Here is a 17503-nt window from a genome sequence, read left to right as displayed (position 1 = left end):
CGCTTTGATAGGTGCGAACCATCGCCACTCCCAGCGCGTGATGCATCATGCAATTCCTCCGCCGTATCGGTCTCATCCTGCTCTGGCTTGCCGCGCCTGTGGTCGCATTCGCGGCCGCGAACAAGAACGATCCCTATCTGGTCCCGTTGCGCGGCGCCGGAAACATCGCGCTTGTCGTCGCAAGCATCGCGATCGTCGTTCTCCTGCTGCGCCGCGGGCGCTGGCGTAGTATCGCGGGCAAGCTGCTCGTCACGCTCTGGTGCCTGCCGCCGCTCCTGATGTCCGCGGCACATCTGAAGTTCGAGCTGCGCAAGCACGACGTTCTCAGCGCAAGCGCCGCCGAGGCGCGACAGCTCGGGCCTCATTTCATGGTCGGCTATTCCTCGTTTCCCGAGGCCGCGCGGCTGGCCGAGCAGGGATTGATCGGCGGCGTCTACGTGACCCGGCACAACATCCGGGGCCGGACGATTGCGGCGCTACGTGCCGAAATCTCGGCGCTTCAGGACAAGCGGCGCGCGGCGGGCCTGCCGCCGCTGGTCGTCGCTGCCGACCAGGAAGGCGGCATCGTCGGGCATCTTGCCCCGCCGCTCACCAAGGTGCCGGCGCTGGCGACGCTCACTGGGCTAGCTCCCGACGACCAGCAGGCCAAAGCCGAAGAATTCGGCCGCATTCACGGACATGAGCTCAGCGCGCTTGGCGTCAACCTCAATCTCGCGCCGGTGCTCGACCTCAAGCCGCCGGCGAGGCGCAATCGTCTCGATTTTCACACGCTGATCGGCCAGCGCGCAATTGCAACCGATCCTGCTGTCGTCAGCACGATCGCAAGCGCCTATGTCCGCGGGCTGGAAGAATCCGGCGTCGGTGCCACGCTCAAGCATTTCCCGGGCATCGGCCGCGTGCGTAACGACACGCATCATTTCAGTGCCAATCTCGATACGCCGGTCGGGGAATTGGAAGCCGCCGACTGGCTTCCGTTCCGCGAGGTGCTGTCGCATTCGCGTAGCGCGCTGATGGTCGGGCATGTCACGCTGACCGCGGTCGATCCCGACCGCGCCGCCTCGCATTCCAAGCGCGTCGTCGATGGCATTCTCCGTGACAAATGGGGCTACCAGGGCATGGTGATGACCGACGACCTCGTGATGGGTGCGATTTACCAGAACGACGTCTGCAAGGCCGTGGTCGAGGCGATCAATGCCGGCGTCGACCTGCTGCTGGTCGCCTATGACGGCGCGCAGTTCTACCGAGTCTTCGCCTGCGCTCTGGACGGCTTACGGCAGGGCAGGCTCGATGCGGCGATGCTGAGCGCCAGCGCGACGCGGCTGGAAAGAGGGTTTCCGGTCGAGCAGGCACGCGTAGGCTCGGGCGCGATCAGCCTCGCCCGCCAGGACTAGCCTTTCACATACTGACGGTAGTCCGGCTCGCGGTGAAACCAGAACTCGTAGCCGGTGACGGCCTTCTGCATGGCGACGTCGTGGATTGGCTGGTTGAGCGGAACGATCGGCACGTCGCGCATGCAGAGCGCGATGAAGTCCTTCACGCACCGGTCGTACTCGGCTGCGTCCGCGGTGAAGCGGGCCTTGTCGATCAGCGCGTCCATCTCCTTGTTCTGGTAGGAGGAGATGTTGAAGATCGAGTTGTTGCCGTGGAAATTCCAGTAGAAGTAATATTCGGGATAATCGAGCCAGCCGCTGAAACGGTTGAGCGCAAGCGGCAGCTCCTTCTTGTTCAGCGTCGTCCGCCAGTTCGCGCCGGGGATCTTCTCGATTCCCGCCTTGATGCCGATCTTGGCGAGGCTCTCCTGGATCAGGATCGCGGTCGGCTCGCCGACGGTCGCGGTGCCTGTGTCGAGCGACAAGGTCGTCTCCAGGCCGGAGGCGAAGCCGGCTTCCTTCATCAACCCCTTGGCCTTGTCGAGATCGGTGACATAGGGAAACGGCTGCGGCCAAACCGGCTTTGAAACGTCGGCGGCGCCGCCGTACATCGGAACGGCACGGCCGAAGAACGCACTGCTCTGGATCTGCTCATACGGCATCGCCCAGGCGATGGCCTGGCGCAGCTTGGCGTTGTCGAACGGCGGCTTTGCGGTGTTCAGAGCAACGTACCAGAGCGCGTTGGGGATCGGCACGCCCGACACCCTGACCTTGCCTTCCCTGATCAGCTGGTCGAAATCGCGCGGCGCAAAGCCGCTCGACAAGTCCGCATCGCCTCGCTCCAGCATGGCGCGGCGCGTGCCGCCGGAGGGAACGTCGCGTGCGATCACGCGCCTGATCTTCGGCAACGGTCCGCTCTTCCAGTCGTCGAAGCGCGCCAGCACGGTCTCGCTGCCGGGCTTCCAGCTCTCGATCCTGTAGGCGCCGCCGCCGGCCTCGTTGTTCTTCAGCCACGCCAGCGCCCACGGGTCTTCAACCGTCGCATTTTTCTTCGCCAGCTCGGAATTGATGATGAACGGCACCACGACGGCGACGTTGAACAGCAGCATCTTGTCCTTGCGGACATAGTCGATGCGGAAAGTGTGATCGTCGACGACCACGAACTGCTCGGGCTTTTCCAGCGATCCCGCCGACATTTGGAAGGTCGGAAAGCCGCCGACCTTCACCGCGCGGTCGAACGACCATTTCACGTCCTTGGCCGTAACCGGCGTCCCGTCGTGGAATTTTGCATCTTTTCGCAGGCGGAAGGTGCAGGACATGCCGTCGGCCGCGACCTCCCAGCTCTCGGCGAGTTCGGGCGCGAGCCTCTCGCGATCATACGACAGCGTTCCGTCCGGCAGCGTCTTGGAGGCGTAGGAGAGCAGGCGGTCGTAGCAATTCCACGATAGCCCGTTCACAGTCTGGTTGGAGCCGACGCCCTGCATGTCCAGCGAGTTCGGACCCAGCTCCTGCACCACCAGCAGCGTCTCGCTCCGGCCCTGCGCCCAGGCGAAGGAAGGCGCGACGGCGCTGATGCCGGCGGCACCCACGCCGCCGAGCACCACGCTGCGGCGGCTGATATGGAAGGGTGAACTGCTCATGGGGGCCTCCTGTCCGGCAATTGTCCGGTATCGAGAGGCAAGGTGTGTGCCACCGGCACGAACGATCGTACCGTATCCATGGCCGGCCGCCTCGCGCGACGGCGCGAGGCGGTTTCATTCGGTGCGCCGGTGCGTTGCGCCAGGCGCTTCCTATTCGGCCTGCTCCAGTGCGGCAGGCATCTTCGCAACCGACATCAGCGATCGCGCGACCTGATTGAGCAGGAGATCGGCGTTTTCCTCTTCGGCGAGGGATTTGGAGAGCAGGGCGACCACTGCGCTATGCCGGAGCTGCTGTGCCAGGTTGCGTGCGGTGGTATAGCCGGACATCTCGTAATGTTCGACGCGTTGAGCCGCAGAAATCAGTGCGAGGTCGGCGGCTGCGTCCTCTTTTTCTTCGCCTTCCTTCATGACCTCCTGGCCTTCCTCGATGAGGCCCATCATGCCCTTGCAAGGCTTGGCGCGAGCGTTCTCGCCGAGCAGCTCGAAGCATTCGTTGATGCGCTCGATCTGATTCTCGGTCTCGGCCAGATGCTGCTCGAACAATTCCCGCAGCTGGTCGAAGCGGGCGGCCTGCGCCATCTTGGGAAGCGCCTTGGTCAACTGCTTCTCGGCATGGAGAATGTCGCGCAGTTCATGGAGCAGCAGATCGGTCAGGCCGGCTTCGTCGACGGGCGGTGAGCTCTCCGTGACGATCGGCGTGCCGGCGCCGGGATCGGCGGATTGCAGCGCGGGCGATTCCGTGAATACCCAGTCCTCACCCTCGTTCCAGGGACCGCGGGTGTCGATTTCGCCGTGCTCACCGCTGCCGGTGGAATCGTTGAAGTACTGGTTCACCAGGCCGGGCGTCGGCGCGATCCTGCCGACGCTGAAGGCCGGCTTCGACAGGCTTTCGAGCGCTCGCGCGAACGCCTTCATATGAGTGATCTCCCGCGTCATCAGGAACTGGAGTGCGTCCTTGCTGCCGGCGTCGTCGCAGAAATTGATCAGCCGTTCATAGACGATCTTCGCGCGCGCCTCGGCGGCGATGTTGCTGCGGAGGTCGACGTCGAGCTCGCCGGTGATCTTGAGATAGTCGGCGGTCCAGGGATTGCCTTGCGAATTGAACAGGTTGACGCCGCCGCCGCCGGCGATCGCAATTAGCGGATCGGCTTCCGCCGCCTGGCGGTCGTTCTTCGAAGGCGCAAGATGCATCCGTGCGAGACAACCGACGACTTCGAGATGGCTGAGCTCTTCGGTGCCGATATCCATCAAGAGATCCTTGCGGTCGGGGTCCTCGCAATTCAAACCTTGAATCGAGTATTGCATCGCGGCCGCGAGTTCCCCGTTGGCGCCGCCGAACTGCTCGAGCAGCATATTGCCGAAGCGGGGATCGGGTTCGTCGACACGCACGGTGAACATCAGTTTTTTGACGTGGTGATACATGGGAGGGCTCGCGCTCTGAGGGAAACTATGCGCGTCAACCGACCCTCGGAATGTTCGTTCCTACTCTCGTCGAGATTCAGATCCGGTGTTGCGCGAAGGTGTGAAGCGGAGCGCATATGCACGTTCGTTGGTGCAGGCGAGATCTCTACGATCCCGCTGCTGCGCGGCTCTACTCGACCCGCGCGATCAGTCCGTCAATCATCGCGCGCACGAGGCCTGCGATTTCCTTGCGCAGCGCCGGCAGCGGCACGGCGACCAGCTTCTGCTCCAACCCCAGCGCCACCATGCCATGCACCGCCGAGAACAGACTGCGCGCGGTGATGCCGAGCTCCTCCTGGCCGCGCTTTGGAAACAGCGCGGCCAGCGGCTGGTAGATGTGGCGGAACAGCTGCATCTGATCCGCGACGGACCAGTCGGGGACGACCTTGTCGGCCTCCATGCGGTGCTCGAACAGCGCGCGCCAGAGCTGGAGATTTTCCGCCGCGAAATCGCAATAGGCGATGGCGATGCGGACCAGCGTCTCCTGCGGCGAGGGGACGCCCGCGCCTTCGGCCTCGCTCAGCGCCTCGTCGAGCCGGAGCAACGTGCGCGACCCCACACGCAGGATCAGCTCGTCCATGTCGGCCACGAGATTATAGACCGCACCATTGGCGCAGCCGATCTCGCGGGCGAGATCGCGGGTTTTCAGCCCTGACAAACCACGGTCCGCGATCATCCGTTCCGCCGCCAGGATGAGCGCGGATCGAAGTTTCTCTCGACGTTCCAAGGCTTTAGACATATGTCGGCAAAATTCTTGAGCGTTGCTCAAATTTCTCTTGAACAATGTTCAAGGTTGTTGCTACAAAGGGTCTGTGAGCAACGCTCATAAACAGGGAGCAACAGATGTTCAAGACCTTCGTGACACTTTTCCGCGGCAGCGTGGCCGCCGCCGGCGAAGAGCTGGAAGACCGAACTGCCCTTCTGATCCTCGACCAGCAGATGCGGGATGCGGCAGCCGCCGTCGAGCGCAGCAAGCGGACGCTGGCGCTGGCGATCGCGCAGGATCAGCAGGAAGGCCGCAAGCTCGAGGCGACGATCGCCCGCATTGCCGATCTCGAGACGCGCGCGGTCGCGGCGCTCGACGGCGGCCGCGAGGATCTCGCCAGGGACGCTGCCGAAGCCATCGCAGGCTTGGAGGCCGACCGCGATGCGGCGATGACGGCCCGCGCCTTGTTCGCGACCGAGATCGCCCGGCTGAAGCGGCACGTCGCAACCGCGCAGGCCCGCATCACCGAGCTCGATCGCGGCCGCCGCGTCGCCCGCGCCTCGGAGGCGGTGCGCTCGCTTCGCCGCAGCGGCATCGAGGCGGCACGCCCTTACGAATCCACGCTGCCGGAGGCGGAGAGCACCCTGCGGCGCCTGCGCGAGCGGCAGGTGGAGGCCCAGGCGGCCGATGATGCGCTGGTCGAGCTCGATGCGGCGAGCGGTCCGCTCGCCACCGCCGAGAGACTCGCCGAGCAGGGTTTTGGCCCCCGGTTGAAGACGACTGCGGACGACGTGCTGGTCCGGTTGAAGTCCAAGCGCGCGCCGACCGCCTGATCCCCAACCCCATCATCATTCGAACCAACAGGAGACGATCATGAACCAGAACGGCCAACCCCATAGCAGCGCCTGGGTGACCTTCACTTACGCGTCCTTCGCGGCTTCCGCGTTCCTCATTGCCATCGGCATCTTCTTCCTGCCGATCGACCTCTGGATGAAGGGCTACCTCACCATGGGCATCGTGATGCTGATTCAGACCTGCATCACCCTGACCAAGACCGTGCGCGACAATCACGAGAGCAGCCGGCTGGTGAACCGCATCGAGGATGCCAAGGCCGAACGGCTGCTGATGGAGGTTTCCAAGGCGGCTTGAAAAATGTGTCTTGCGCCAATCGGACGACGAGCAAGAGAGCCGCGGAGCGTCGCGCCGCGGCTCTCGCGTCCGCGACCACCCGGAATGACGTTTTGATCGGGCCTTCCGATCCGCATCCCGCATTGTACTTCGAACGCAGGTGCGTTATGGCTCTCGCGCTTTCCAGAGGCGGAGACGAGCTTTGTCGAAACAATCGCTGCGTGAGGAGGCCGAGCGCCTGATCCGCGAATCGATGGAAAAGAAGACCATCGTCGTCAAGCAGGGCGCGACCCGCATCGAGGCCGTGTGCGGCAAGTGCGGCGCGCCGAACCGCGTCCAGGCGGAGAAAGGCCAGACTCGGGTCAAGTTCGCCTGCAAGAATTGCGGGCATCAGCAAGAGACGCTGTAGGCGGTTGCGAACTTACCGCGCCGCGAACACTCCAACCCTCATCCTGAGGAGCCCGCTGAAAGCGGGCGTCTCGAAGGATCGAGGCCGGGCTGTTGCAGCCTGCATGGTTCGAGACGCGCGCAAGGGCGCGCTCCTCACCATGAGGGTCTGACAGTTATTTCCCCTCCACGAACCTCGTGAACGCATCCGCGTAATCCGGGTGCCAGCGCGACAGCGGCGGGCGGTTCTCGACGATGTCGCCGGCGGCCCATTGCATGCGCTTCTCGTCGAGCGCGCGCGGCACGTCGTTGTCCGGGCACAGGATGTAGAAATCGCCCACCTCCAGCCGCGCCAGCATGAAATCGACCGTTTGCTCCGGCGTCCAGGCGCCGGCCGGCTTTTCGGTGCGCCCCTTCGCGGTGAGGCCGGTGAAGACGAAGCCGGGAATAAGCAAATGTGCCGTGACGCGACAGTCTCTCATGTTGCGCAGCTCGTGCTGAAGCGCCTCGGTAAATGCCTTCACGCCGGCCTTGGAGACATTGTAGGCGGGATCGCCCGGCGGCGTGGTGATGCCCTGCTTCGAGCCGGTGTTGATGATGAGGCCGGTCTTGCCGCGTGCGATCATGTTGGGCGCGAAGATGCGCGAGCCGTTGATGATGCCCCACATATTGACGGCGATGATGCGCTGCCAATTGTCGGGTTCGCCGAACAGCGTGCTGCCCGGCTGGATGCCGGCATTGTTCATGAGCAGGTCCGTTCCGCCGAACTGCGCGGCCACGGCGTGTTCCAGTTCCGTCACGCTCTCCGCGCTGCTGACATCGACGGCGAAGGTCATCACGTTTGTGGCAACCGTGACGGATGACAGTTTTGTCGCAGCGTCCGCCAGCCGCTTCTGGTCCACGTCCGCGATACACACCTTCATGCCGGCGCGCGCGAACGCTGCGGCGGCGGCAAATCCGATTCCGGATGCGCCACCTGTGATCACGGCGACATTGTCTTTGACGATGGCGGGATGTGGCATGGATCATCTCCGGGGAGGACTCTTCGTCGAGTTATAACATGGCAGCACTCCGACCCTGCACAAGTTGGCATGGGAGGTCTTCGTTCGGCGCTGCCTTTACGCCTATCCGGCACGGCTGTATCCTTCATCCCAACGATCCCGCCCAGATCGAACCAATAAATCACCTGACAGGGAGTGCAGCCATGGCTGTGTCGCAGGCTATTCCGATCACGCGCCATCCGTTCGCGAATGGGTCCTACAAGCAGATGCTGATCGACGGGAAGTGGGTCGACGCAGCCTCAGGCAAGCGCTTCGAGACTCACAACCCCGCCACCGGCGAATTGCTCGCAACCGTCGCCGAGGGCGACAAGGAAGACATCGATCGTGCGGTTGCCGCCGCCCGCCGCGCCTTCGAGGGCCCCTGGAGCAAAGTGAAACCGTTCGAGCGGCAGAATCTGCTGCTCAAGCTCGCCGATCTCGTCGAGAAGAATTTCGACGAATTGTCGCAGCTCGACACCCTCGACATGGGTGCGCCTCTCAGCCGCACCCGGGCCTATCGTCTGCGCGCCGTCGGCATGCTGCGTTATTACGCCGGCCAGACCACTGCGATCCACGGCGAGACCATCGAGAACTCGTTGCCCGGCGAAATCTTCTCCTACACGCTGAAGGAGCCGATCGGTGTCGTCGGCGCCATCATTCCTTGGAACGGCCCGCTGACCGCGACGATCTGGAAGATCGGCCCGGCGATCGCGACCGGCTGCACCGTGGTGCTCAAGCCCGCCGAAGAGGCGCCGCTGACCTCGCTGCGCATCGCCGAGCTGGCGATGGAGGCCGGCATTCCGCCCGGCGTCGTCAACGTCGTGCCCGGCTATGGCGAGACCGCGGGCGCCGCGCTCGCCTCGCATCATGACGTCGACAAGGTCGCCTTCACTGGCTCGCACGTCACGGGTCAGTCGATCATCCGCGCCTCCGCCGGCAACTTGAAGCGTGTTTCGCTCGAGCTCGGCGGCAAGTCGCCGGACATCGTGTTCGCTGACGCCGATCTCGATGCCGCAGTACCTGGCGCGGCGATGGCGGTGTTTGCCAATTCGGGGCAGATCTGCAGCGCGGGTACGCGCCTGTTCGTCGAGCAGTCGATCTACGAGGAGTTCGTCGGCCGCGTCGCCGAGTTCGGCAAGAAGCTGCAGGTCGGCAACGGTCTCGATCCCAATGTGCAGATCGGCCCGCTGGTGTCCGAGCAACAGCTCGAGCGCGTCACCGGCTATCTCGACATCGGCCAGAAGGAAGGCGCGAAGGCGCTCGCCGGCGGGGGCCGCGTCACCGAGGGGGCATTGTCGAAGGGCTTCTTCGTCTCGCCGACCGTGTTCGCGGGCGTTCAGGACAACATGCGCATCGCGCAGGAGGAGATTTTTGGCCCCGTCATCTCAGCGATCGCATTCAAGGACATGGACGAGCTGGTCAAGCGCGCCAACAACACCACCTTCGGCCTCGGTTCGGGCCTGTGGACGCGCGACGTCAGCAAAGCGCATGCGGTCGCAAAATCGCTGCGTGCCGGTTCGGTGTGGGTGAACTGCTACCAGGCCATGGACCCGGCCGTGCCCTTCGGCGGCTACAAGATGAGCGGCTATGGCCGCGAGTCCGGCAAGCAGCATGTCGAGGAATATCTCAACGTGAAGGCCGTCTGGGTCAAGACGGCCTAGCCCCTGTGCTCTCCGCCTTCCGCGAGAGGGAATATCTGCTTTTGTGGGGCGGCGCCTTTTCCGGGGGCCGCCCCTCGCTATATGATCCGCATCCTTCCAAAGTAATTCGGGGTCAGCATGAAATTCGAGGCGTTGTTTAGACCGTTGCAGGTCGGGCCGTACAAGCTTGCGCATCGCGTGGCGATGGCACCGCTGACGCGCATGCGGGCCGAGCGCGAGAGCTTTTCTCCGAGGCCGCTCAACGCCGAATATTATGGCCAGCGTGCGACGCCAGGCGGCCTGCTCATCGCCGAAGCCTCGCCGGTGCTCTCGCATGGCCGCGGTAATCCGGCGACGCCCGGCATCTATTCGGAAACGCAGATCGCCGGCTGGCGCAAGGTGACGGATGCGGTGCACGCCAAGGGCGGCATCATCTTCCTCCAACTCTGGCATGTCGGCCGCGTCTCGCATTCCTCGTTCCACGGCGGCGAGCTGCCGGTTTCGGCTTCGGCGATCCCGATCAAGGCCGAGGGCATGAAGGCGATGACGGCCGACGGCAAGATCTCGGACTATGAGACGCCGCGCGCGCTGGAGACCGAGGAGGTCAAGGGTATCGTCGAGGCCTTCCGGCAGGGCGCGAAGAATGCGCTCGCGGCCGGCTTCGACGGCGTCGAGATCCACGGCGCCAACGGCTATCTGCTCGAGCAATTCCTGCAATCGCGCAGCAACCAGCGCACCGATCAATATGGTGGATCGATCGAGAACCGCGCGCGGCTGCTGCTGGAGATCACGCAGGCCGCGATCGACGTCTGGGGTGCGAACCGCGTCGGCGTGCGGCTGTCGCCGCATGGCATCGCCAATGATTCCGGCGAGCCCGATCCGATGCCGCTCTACACCCACGTGGTGAAGGCGCTCGACAAGCTCGGCCTCGCCTATCTGCACTTCATCGAGCCGCGATCGAGCGGCTCGGGTCGCGCCGAAGTCAACTGGCAGAATGTGCCGTCGGCGATGCTGCTGTTCCGCCCGCTCTACGGTGGCGTGCTGATGACCGCTGGCGGCTTTACCGGCGAGACCGCGAATGCGGCGATCGCCGATGGACACGCCGACATCATCGCCTTCGGCCGCATCTTCATCTCCAATCCCGATCTGCCGCGCCGCCTGCAGCACGACTATCCGATCACGCCGTACAACCGCGCGACGTTCTACGGCGGCGAGGAGAAGGGGTATACGGATTATCCTGTTTATGACGAGCTGACGCCGGCGTAATTTGCTCGGTCATTCCGGGCTCGATGCTTCGCATCGCCCCGGAATGACGATCTTGATTTGTTGCGCCACCGCACCACAAACTCCGTCATTGCGAGCGCAGCGAAGCAATCCAGGATCTTTCCGCCGAGGCAGTCTGGATTGCTTCGTCGCTAACGCTCCTCGCAATGACGACGGAGAGATTTCCATGGCCAAAGCCGCAGCCGCCGCAGGGATCGCCACCGGCCAATGCCTCTGTGGCAAGGTGACCTTCGAGATCGACGTCCCCGCGCGCTGGGCCTGGCACGATCATTCGGCTGCGAGCCGCCGCGCCCATGGTGCCGCTTATGCCACCTATGTCGGCAGCTGGAAGAAGCGCTTCCGCATCACCTCGGGCAAAACCGCGCTGACCCGCTTTGAAGACAAGGCGACCAAGACCGCGCGCAGCTTCTGCTCGCATTGCGGCACGCCGATTGCTTATGAACGTCCGCGCGGTCCGCACATGGTCAACATCCCGCGTGCGCTCTTCAGAGAGCGCACCGGCCGCCAGCCGCTCTATCACATCGCGATCGAGGAGCTGCAGGAATGGGCCTATACCGGTGAGCCGCTGGTGCCGCTGAAGGGATTTCCGGGCGTGGTCTGGCAGCGGTCGAAAAAGAAGAAGCGGGCAGGCGGCGAGGACCCGTTCGAGCTGGGGCGGGAGGAAATGTAGCGCGCAACGTACTCCGCTCTCGTGCCCCGGACGCGGTGCGGCACGAAGTGACGCTCCGCCGAGCCAGGGCCCATGCAGAATGCGGCGAGCAACTGGGTCCCGGCTCTGCGCCGCACCGCTGCGCGCTGCGTCGCGTCCGGGACACGAGCGGGGTTTCCATGCAACGCAGCCATGACCACGCTTCCTTGCGCGCCTCCCGCGACTTCGGCCATCATGCTTTCAGTCCTTGCGGCAACGTCCGCTCCTGGAGGAAACATGAAGAACAAGATCACCGGCCGCTCCGCCTTTCTCGCGCTGCTCAAGGACGAGGGCATCACGCATCTGTTCGGCAACCCCGGCACCACCGAGCTGCCGATCATGCATGCGCTGAAGGACCATCCAGACCTCACTTATGTGATGGCGATGCAGGAGAGCCTGGTGGTCGCGATCGCCGATGGCTATAGCCGCGCTTCGGGAAAGCTCGTCGCCTGCAACGTCCATGTCGCGCCCGGCCTCGGCAACGCGATGGGCTCGCTCTACAACGCCCAGTTCACGGGTACGCCGATGATCCTGACCGCCGGCCAGCAGGAGCAGGGCCATGGCCTGATGGAGCCAGTGCTGTATGGCCCGCTGGTGCGCATGGCCGAACCCCTGGTGAAATGGGCGGTGGAGGTGACGCGGCTGGAGGATCTGCCGCGCATCGTGCGCCGTGCCGCCAAGATTGCGACGACGCCGCCGACGGGGCCGGTGTTCATCTCGCTGCCCGGCGACATCCTGAACAGCGAAGCCGGGATCGATCTCGGCCGCTCCACCCGCATCGACGCGCGGACAAGGCCGTCGGACGAAGCGCTCAAGGCGTTTGCTGCGCGCCTGCTCAGGGCGGAGCGTCCCGTCATCGTCACCATGGACGAGGTGGTCAAGAGCGATGCGCTGAAGGAGGCCGCCGAACTTGCCGAACTGCTCGGCGCGGCGGCCTTTCAATCCTCAACGCCGTATGGCTCGCACTTCCTGTCGGAGAGCCCGAGCTTTGTCGGCACGCTGGCACGCGTGCAGAAGGTCGCGCGCGATACGCTTGCGCCATACGACCTCCTGATCGCGCTCGGCGGCGATCCGTTGCGGATGTCTGTTTATAGCGAGGTTGATGCGCTGCCGGATGGTCTCGGTGTCGTGCAGATCGGCCTCGTCGATTGGGAGATCGCCAAGAACTATGGCGTCGAGATCGCCCTGAAGGCGGATCTGAAGGAAACCTTGCGCGCGCTGATCCCGGTGCTCAAGGAGATGGGTGGCGCGACACTGGCGTGCCGCGCCAAGCAGCGTCTCGCCGAACTCGCGCCGAAGAACTGGACCGCACGCCGCGCGGCGCTGGTCGAGCAGATCGGCAAGAGCGCTGGTCGCACGCCAATCGATCCGGACTTCCTGGTGCTGCAAATGGTCGAGGCCATGCCTGACAATGCCATCCTGGTCGACGAAGGCCTCACCTCCAGCCGTCAAGTGACGGCGCTGCGGCCGCATCGCGATCGCTACGGTTATCACGGTCTTGCCTCGGGCGGCATCGGCTGGGGCCTCCCGGCCTCGGTCGGCGCCAGCATTGCCAATCCTGATCGTCCGGTCGTCTGCTTCTCGGGCGACGGCAGCGCGATGTATTCGATCCAGTCGCTATGGACCGCGGCGCATCACAAGCTGCCGCTCAACGTCGTCATCGTCAACAATGGCGGCTACCGCATCATCAAGCAGCGCCTGCTCGCCTTCCACGGCGACGACAATTATGTCGGCATGGATTTCGTCGATCCGCCCGTGGATTTCGCCGGCGTCGCCAAGGCGCTCGGCTGCGAGGCAATCAAGGTGAGCGATCCCCGCGAGCTGAAGGCGACGCTGGCGTCGGCGTTTGGCCGGCCGGGGACGAAGCTGATCGAGGTGATGGTGGACGGGAAGGTGTAGGGCAGGCTGCCTCCACGGCGTCGTCCCGGCGAACGCCGGGACCCACCGCGCGATCTATCGATTGCGGACAGAGCTAATCCCGAACAACGAGTCTTCGCCAAACCACTCCCTGGGGTTATGGGTCCCGGCGTTCGCCGGGACGACACCTAGGACGTGGCAACTACCCCTTCCTCCCCACCCTATATCCGGCCGCCGGATGCGGCGCATCCAGCCTTGCGCGGCCGGCGCCGAACAGCTTCTCTCGCAGCGTGCCCTTGGCGTATTCCGACTTGTACCGTCCGCGCCGCGTCAGCTCCGGCACCAGCATGTCGGCGATATCCTCGAAATCGCCAGGCGAGATCGCAAACGCGACGTTGAGGCCGTCGACGTCGGTCTTCTCGAACCAGTCCTCGATCTTGTCCGCGACCATCTCCGGCGTGCCGACCACGACAGGGCCGGCGCCGCCGATGCCGACATGCTCGATGACGTCGCGCACGGTCCAGACGCGGTCGGGATCGCCGCGGGTGACATTGTCGAGTGCGCTGCGACCGGCATCGTTCTGGACGTGACGGACCTGCTGGTCGAGCTCGTAGCCGGAGAAGTCGATGCCGGTCCAGCCCGACATCAGGGCCAGCGCGCCTTCCGGGTTGATATGCGACCGGTAGTCGGCATATTTCGCCGCAGCCTCTGCTTCCGTGTTGCCGAGGATGATCGTCATCATGTTGAACATCAGGATCTCAGCCGGATCGCGGCCGACCGCGGCGGCCTCCTGGCGGATCGCTGACACGCGCGGCCCGATGATCTTGGCCGACGGTCCCGACATGAACACGCATTCGGCATGCTTGGCCGCGAACTGCCGGCCGCGCGGCGAAGTGCCGGCCTGGTACAGCACCGGCGTGCGCTGGGGCGAGGGCTCGCTGAGATGGATGGTGTTGTTGATGCGGTAGTTCGCGCTCTCGTGATTGATGCGGTGAACCTTGCTGGGATCGGTGAAGATGCCGCTCTTGCGGTCGCGCAGCACGGCGTCGTCCTCCCAGCTCCCTTCCCAGAGCTTGTAGACCACCTCCATATATTCGTCCGCGATGTCGTAGCGGTCGTCATGCCCGGTCTGCTTGTCCTTGCCGGCGCCACGCGCGGCACTGTCGAGATAGCCGGTGACGACGTTCCAGCCGATCCGGCCCTCGGTGAGATGGTCCAGCGTCGACATCCGCCGCGCGAACGGATAGGGCGGCTCGAACGACAGATTGCTGGTGACGCCGAAGCCGAGGTCTTTCGTCACCGCGGCCATCGCCGAGAGCAGCAGCAGCGGCTCGTTCGACGGCGTCTGTGCTGCGTTGCGCAAGGCAGCGTCAGGACTGTTGCCGTAGACGTCGTAGACGCCGAGCACGTCGGCCAGGAACAGCCCGTCGAAACGGCCGCGCTCCAGTGTCCTGGCAAGATCGATCCAGTAGGGCAGGCGGTTATACTCGGCGGTGCGGTCGCGTGGATGAGTCCACAGGCCCGGCGACTGGTGCGCGACGCAATTCATCGCAAAGGCATTGAGCCTGATCTGCTTGGCCATGATCGTTCCCCGGCGCTCTATACTGAGCGCTCTTCGAATGGTAGATGTGCGCCCGAACTTGGCGAAGTTCTTGCATATAACCTGCGCTTGGCAAGGCCAAAATCAGCGGGCTGCCGCCCTTGGCAAGCCAGTCTCAAGAGAGCAAGAACGAAATCCCAAGAGAACTACAAGAGAAGTTCAAGAGAACTCCAAGAACTATCGACGTCCCCGCCACTTTCGAAGGGCCACCTGTCTCGGGTAGGGTCCTTTGTCTCAAAGTCTCGAAAAGCAAGTCATGACCAGAGCCGACGCCATCGCCCGCGCCCGTGATGATTTCAAATCCGGTGCGTTCCTCGCTGAACTCGACCGCCGCGTCGCCTTCAAGACCGAAAGCCAGAATCCCTCGCGCGGCGCCGAGCTGCGCGCCTATCTGGAACAGGAAATGCAGCCGGCGTTTGCCGCGCTGGATTTTACCAGCCGCATCGTCGAGTCCCCCAGTGGCAAGTCGCCGTTCCTGTTCGCCGAGCATCACGAAAACGCCTCAGCGCCCACCGTGCTGATCTACGGCCATGGCGACGTCGTCGACGGCATGGAGGGCGAGTGGCGCGAGGGCCGCGATCCCTGGCGCACGACGGTTGCGGGCACGCGGCTCTATGGCCGCGGCACCGCCGACAACAAGGGCCAGCACAGCATCAACATGGCGGCACTCCGCGCGGTGCGCGACGCCCGTGGCGGCAAGCTCGGCTTCAACGCCAAGTTCATCGTCGAGATGGGCGAGGAGATCGGCTCGCCCGATCTGGGCAAGGTGTGCGACCTCAATCGCGACGCGCTCAAGGCCGATTTGTTCATGGCCTCCGACGGGCCGCGCCTGTCCGCCGACCGCCCGACGCTGTTCCTGGGATGCCGCGGCGGCATCCGCGTTCATCTCGATGTGAACCTGCGCGACGGCGGCCACCATTCCGGCAATTGGGGCGGCGTGCTCGCCAACCCCGCGACCATTCTGGTGAATGCGATCTCGACGCTGGTCGACGGCCATGGCCGCCTGCAGCTCGACGCCCTGAAACCGCCGCGCCTCACCAACCAGATCCGCAGCTATCTTGCCGACGTACAGGTGGTGCCGACCGAGGACGAGCCGGCGCTTGCCGAGAACTGGGGCGAGGAGGGGCTGTCGGCCGCCGAGCGGCTTTACGCCTGGAACACGCTGGAAGTGCTGGCGATGTCATCCGGCAATATCGAGAAGCCGGCCAACGCCATTCCGGGCCATGCCAATGCCGTGCTGCAACTGCGTTTCGTGGTCGGCACCGAGGTCGGCGGCCTGATCGAGGCGATCCGCGCGCATCTTGTCCAGAAGGGCTTTTCGATGGTCGAGGTGCGGGCGGCGCAGAGCTTTGCTGCATCGCGCACCGATTTCGACAGCCCCTGGATCAAATGGGCGGCGGATTCGGTGAAAGAGACCACCGGCAAGCCGCCGGCGGTGCTGCCGAACTTCGGCGGCTCGCTGCCCAACGACGTATTCTCCGAGATCCTGGGTCTGCCGACGATCTGGGTCCCGCACTCCTATCCCGGCTGCTCCCAGCATGCGCCCAATGAGCACATCCTGCTGCCATTGACGGAAGAAGCCTTGACGGTGATGGCCGGCCTGTTCTGGGATCTCGGGGAATTGCCCAAGCCGCTGACCTGAGCCCATTAACCTCTGCCGCAAGCCAGCCGAAAGTCACATTCTAATCCGGCCCAATCTGTGCTTGCATCCGGGCCGCATCATCCTGAAAGGGGACCAAAAAAGTGAAACATTTCCGTAGCATTGGGCTCGCGCTCGCCGCGACCTTCGCCGTCAGCCAGGCCGGGGCCCAGGAGCTGACAGGCACGCTGAAGAACATCAAGGACACCGGCGCCATCACGCTGGGCTTCCGCGACTCCTCGATCCCCTTCTCCTATCTCGACGACAATCAGAAGCCCGTCGGATTTGCGATGGACATCTGCTACAAGATCGTCGACGCCGTGAAGAAGGAGCTCAAGCTCGACAAGCTCGAGGTCAAGCTCAACCCGGTGACGTCGGCGACCCGTATCCCGCTGATGGCGAACGGCACCATCGACCTCGAATGCGGCTCGACCACCAACAATGCCGAGCGCCAGAAGCAGGTTGCCTTCACCAACACCCACTACCTGACCGCGAGCCGCTACGTCTTCAAGAAGTCGAGCGGCCTGAAGTCGATCGAAGACCTCAAGGGCAAGACCGTGGTCTCGACCGCGGGAACCACCAACATCAAGCAGCTGACCGAGGCCAACGTCGAGAAAAAGCTCGGCGCCAACATCATTCCGGCCAAGGACCACGCCGAAGCCTTCCTGATGGTCGAGACCGACCGCGCGGTTGCCTTCGTGATGGACGACATCCTGCTCGCCAGCCTCGTCGCCGGCTCGAAGTCGCCGGCTGACTACGTCATCTCCAAGGACGCATTCTCCAAGCCGGAGCCCTATGGCATCATGCTGCGCAAGGACGATGCCGCCTTCAAGAAGGTGGTCGATGCGGCGACCGCGGCGCTCTATACGTCCGGCGAGGCCCAGAAGATCTATGACAAGTGGTTCACCGCCAAGATCCCGCCGAAGGGCCTGAACCTCAACACGCCGATCTCGGCCGAGCTGAAGAACGAGTTCGCCAAGCCGACGGACTCGCCGAACCCGGACGACTATAAGTAAGATAACCTCGATCTTTCGATCGGGATCATGTCCGGCCACTCTTGACA

At 64.1% G+C, this 17503-nt stretch carries 15 protein-coding genes; 10 read left to right on the top strand and 5 right to left on the bottom strand.

Annotation, left to right across the window (positions count from 1 at the left end):
- The first annotated feature begins 47 nt into the window (after positions 1-47).
- Positions 48-1391 (top strand): glycoside hydrolase family 3 protein, encoded by a 1344-nt coding sequence (locus GGD65_RS37090; RefSeq protein WP_183238396.1) that lies wholly within the window; start codon positions 48-50, stop codon positions 1389-1391.
- On the opposite strand, the gene GGD65_RS37085 is transcribed toward GGD65_RS37090, so the two are convergent.
- The 3 genes from GGD65_RS37085 to GGD65_RS37075 form a co-directional block, all read right to left on the bottom strand.
- Positions 1388-3010, bottom strand: coding sequence for an ABC transporter substrate-binding protein (locus GGD65_RS37085; protein WP_183238395.1), 1623 nt, complete (start codon positions 3008-3010; stop codon positions 1388-1390). The two genes, GGD65_RS37090 and GGD65_RS37085, sit on opposite strands and share 4 nt — an antisense overlap.
- A 150-nt stretch (positions 3011-3160) precedes the next feature.
- Positions 3161-4432 (bottom strand): DUF892 family protein, encoded by a 1272-nt coding sequence (locus GGD65_RS37080; RefSeq protein WP_018321496.1) that lies wholly within the window; start codon positions 4430-4432, stop codon positions 3161-3163.
- A gap of 169 nt (positions 4433-4601) precedes the next feature.
- A complete protein-coding gene (locus GGD65_RS37075; RefSeq protein ID WP_183238394.1) occupies positions 4602-5210 on the bottom strand; it encodes a TetR/AcrR family transcriptional regulator in 609 nt (202 codons plus the stop codon).
- A gap of 104 nt (positions 5211-5314) precedes the next feature.
- Between GGD65_RS37075 and GGD65_RS37070 the strand changes: the two genes are divergently transcribed.
- The 3 genes from GGD65_RS37070 (at position 5315) to GGD65_RS37060 (ending at position 6714) form a co-directional block, all read left to right on the top strand.
- Entirely contained in the window at positions 5315-6010 is a 696-nt protein-coding gene (locus GGD65_RS37070) for a PspA/IM30 family protein (RefSeq protein WP_183238393.1), read from the top strand.
- 40 nt (positions 6011-6050) lie between these two features.
- On the top strand, positions 6051-6326 hold the full coding sequence (locus GGD65_RS37065; protein WP_018321499.1) for a YiaA/YiaB family inner membrane protein: 276 nt from the start codon (positions 6051-6053) through the stop codon (positions 6324-6326).
- 181 nt (positions 6327-6507) lie between these two features.
- Positions 6508-6714, top strand: coding sequence for a hypothetical protein (locus tag GGD65_RS37060; RefSeq protein WP_008145196.1), 207 nt, complete (start codon positions 6508-6510; stop codon positions 6712-6714).
- A gap of 154 nt (positions 6715-6868) precedes the next feature.
- On the opposite strand, the gene GGD65_RS37055 is transcribed toward GGD65_RS37060, so the two are convergent.
- Positions 6869-7714, bottom strand: coding sequence for an SDR family NAD(P)-dependent oxidoreductase (locus GGD65_RS37055; protein WP_018321501.1), 846 nt, complete (start codon positions 7712-7714; stop codon positions 6869-6871).
- 182 nt (positions 7715-7896) lie between these two features.
- Between GGD65_RS37055 and GGD65_RS37050 the strand changes: the two genes are divergently transcribed.
- The 4 genes from GGD65_RS37050 to GGD65_RS37035 all read left to right on the top strand — a co-directional run bounded on the left by GGD65_RS37050 (position 7897) and on the right by GGD65_RS37035 (position 13243).
- Positions 7897-9393, top strand: coding sequence for an aldehyde dehydrogenase family protein (locus GGD65_RS37050; RefSeq protein ID WP_018321502.1), 1497 nt, complete (start codon positions 7897-7899; stop codon positions 9391-9393).
- A gap of 117 nt (positions 9394-9510) precedes the next feature.
- Positions 9511-10638: an alkene reductase gene (locus GGD65_RS37045; protein WP_183238392.1), complete on the top strand. Its 1128-nt coding sequence runs from the start codon at positions 9511-9513 to the stop codon at positions 10636-10638.
- 184 nt (positions 10639-10822) lie between these two features.
- A complete protein-coding gene (locus tag GGD65_RS37040) occupies positions 10823-11326 on the top strand; it encodes a GFA family protein (RefSeq protein WP_183238391.1) in 504 nt (167 codons plus the stop codon).
- Positions 11327-11581: 255 nt separating this feature from the next.
- The gene (locus GGD65_RS37035; RefSeq protein WP_183238390.1) at positions 11582-13243 is read left to right on the top strand and encodes a thiamine pyrophosphate-binding protein; all 1662 of its coding nucleotides are present in this window, start codon (positions 11582-11584) and stop codon (positions 13241-13243) included.
- A gap of 160 nt (positions 13244-13403) precedes the next feature.
- Here GGD65_RS37035 and GGD65_RS37030 read toward each other — a convergent pair whose 3' ends face one another.
- Positions 13404-14783 carry an LLM class flavin-dependent oxidoreductase gene (locus GGD65_RS37030; RefSeq protein ID WP_183238389.1) on the bottom strand — a complete coding sequence of 460 codons (1380 nt, stop codon included), beginning with the start codon at positions 14781-14783 and terminating at the stop codon, positions 13404-13406.
- Between the two features lie 274 nt (positions 14784-15057).
- On the opposite strand from GGD65_RS37030, the gene GGD65_RS37025 reads away from it, so the two are divergent.
- On the top strand, positions 15058-16443 hold the full coding sequence (locus tag GGD65_RS37025) for a M20 family metallopeptidase (RefSeq protein WP_183238388.1): 1386 nt from the start codon (positions 15058-15060) through the stop codon (positions 16441-16443).
- 101 nt (positions 16444-16544) lie between these two features.
- Positions 16545-17456, top strand: coding sequence for an amino acid ABC transporter substrate-binding protein (locus GGD65_RS37020; protein WP_092255403.1), 912 nt, complete (start codon positions 16545-16547; stop codon positions 17454-17456).
- Positions 17457-17503: the final 47 nt, after the last annotated feature.

This window comes from Bradyrhizobium sp. CIR18 (assembly GCF_014198295.1).
GTDB lineage: Bacteria > Pseudomonadota > Alphaproteobacteria > Rhizobiales > Xanthobacteraceae > Bradyrhizobium.
This window is presented reverse-complemented; position numbering and strand designations above follow the sequence as displayed.

What these genes read in the sequence shown, in the direction of transcription:
- GGD65_RS37065 (WP_018321499.1), top strand. Translation starts at nt 6,051, where the DNA reads ATGAACCAGAACGGCCAACCCCATAGCAGCGCCTGGGTGACCTTCACT.
- GGD65_RS37090 (WP_183238396.1), top strand. Translation starts at nt 48, where the DNA reads ATGCAATTCCTCCGCCGTATCGGTCTCATCCTGCTCTGGCTTGCCGCG.
- GGD65_RS37045 (WP_183238392.1), top strand. Translation starts at nt 9,511, where the DNA reads ATGAAATTCGAGGCGTTGTTTAGACCGTTGCAGGTCGGGCCGTACAAG.
- GGD65_RS37050 (WP_018321502.1), top strand. Translation starts at nt 7,897, where the DNA reads ATGGCTGTGTCGCAGGCTATTCCGATCACGCGCCATCCGTTCGCGAAT.
- GGD65_RS37030 (WP_183238389.1), bottom strand. Translation starts at nt 14,783, where the DNA reads ATGGCCAAGCAGATCAGGCTCAATGCCTTTGCGATGAATTGCGTCGCG.
- GGD65_RS37085 (WP_183238395.1), bottom strand. Translation starts at nt 3,010, where the DNA reads ATGAGCAGTTCACCCTTCCATATCAGCCGCCGCAGCGTGGTGCTCGGC.
- GGD65_RS37035 (WP_183238390.1), top strand. Translation starts at nt 11,582, where the DNA reads ATGAAGAACAAGATCACCGGCCGCTCCGCCTTTCTCGCGCTGCTCAAG.
- GGD65_RS37070 (WP_183238393.1), top strand. Translation starts at nt 5,315, where the DNA reads ATGTTCAAGACCTTCGTGACACTTTTCCGCGGCAGCGTGGCCGCCGCC.
- GGD65_RS37025 (WP_183238388.1), top strand. Translation starts at nt 15,058, where the DNA reads ATGACCAGAGCCGACGCCATCGCCCGCGCCCGTGATGATTTCAAATCC.
- GGD65_RS37075 (WP_183238394.1), bottom strand. Translation starts at nt 5,210, where the DNA reads ATGTCTAAAGCCTTGGAACGTCGAGAGAAACTTCGATCCGCGCTCATC.
- GGD65_RS37055 (WP_018321501.1), bottom strand. Translation starts at nt 7,714, where the DNA reads ATGCCACATCCCGCCATCGTCAAAGACAATGTCGCCGTGATCACAGGT.
- GGD65_RS37040 (WP_183238391.1), top strand. Translation starts at nt 10,823, where the DNA reads ATGGCCAAAGCCGCAGCCGCCGCAGGGATCGCCACCGGCCAATGCCTC.
- GGD65_RS37080 (WP_018321496.1), bottom strand. Translation starts at nt 4,432, where the DNA reads ATGTATCACCACGTCAAAAAACTGATGTTCACCGTGCGTGTCGACGAA.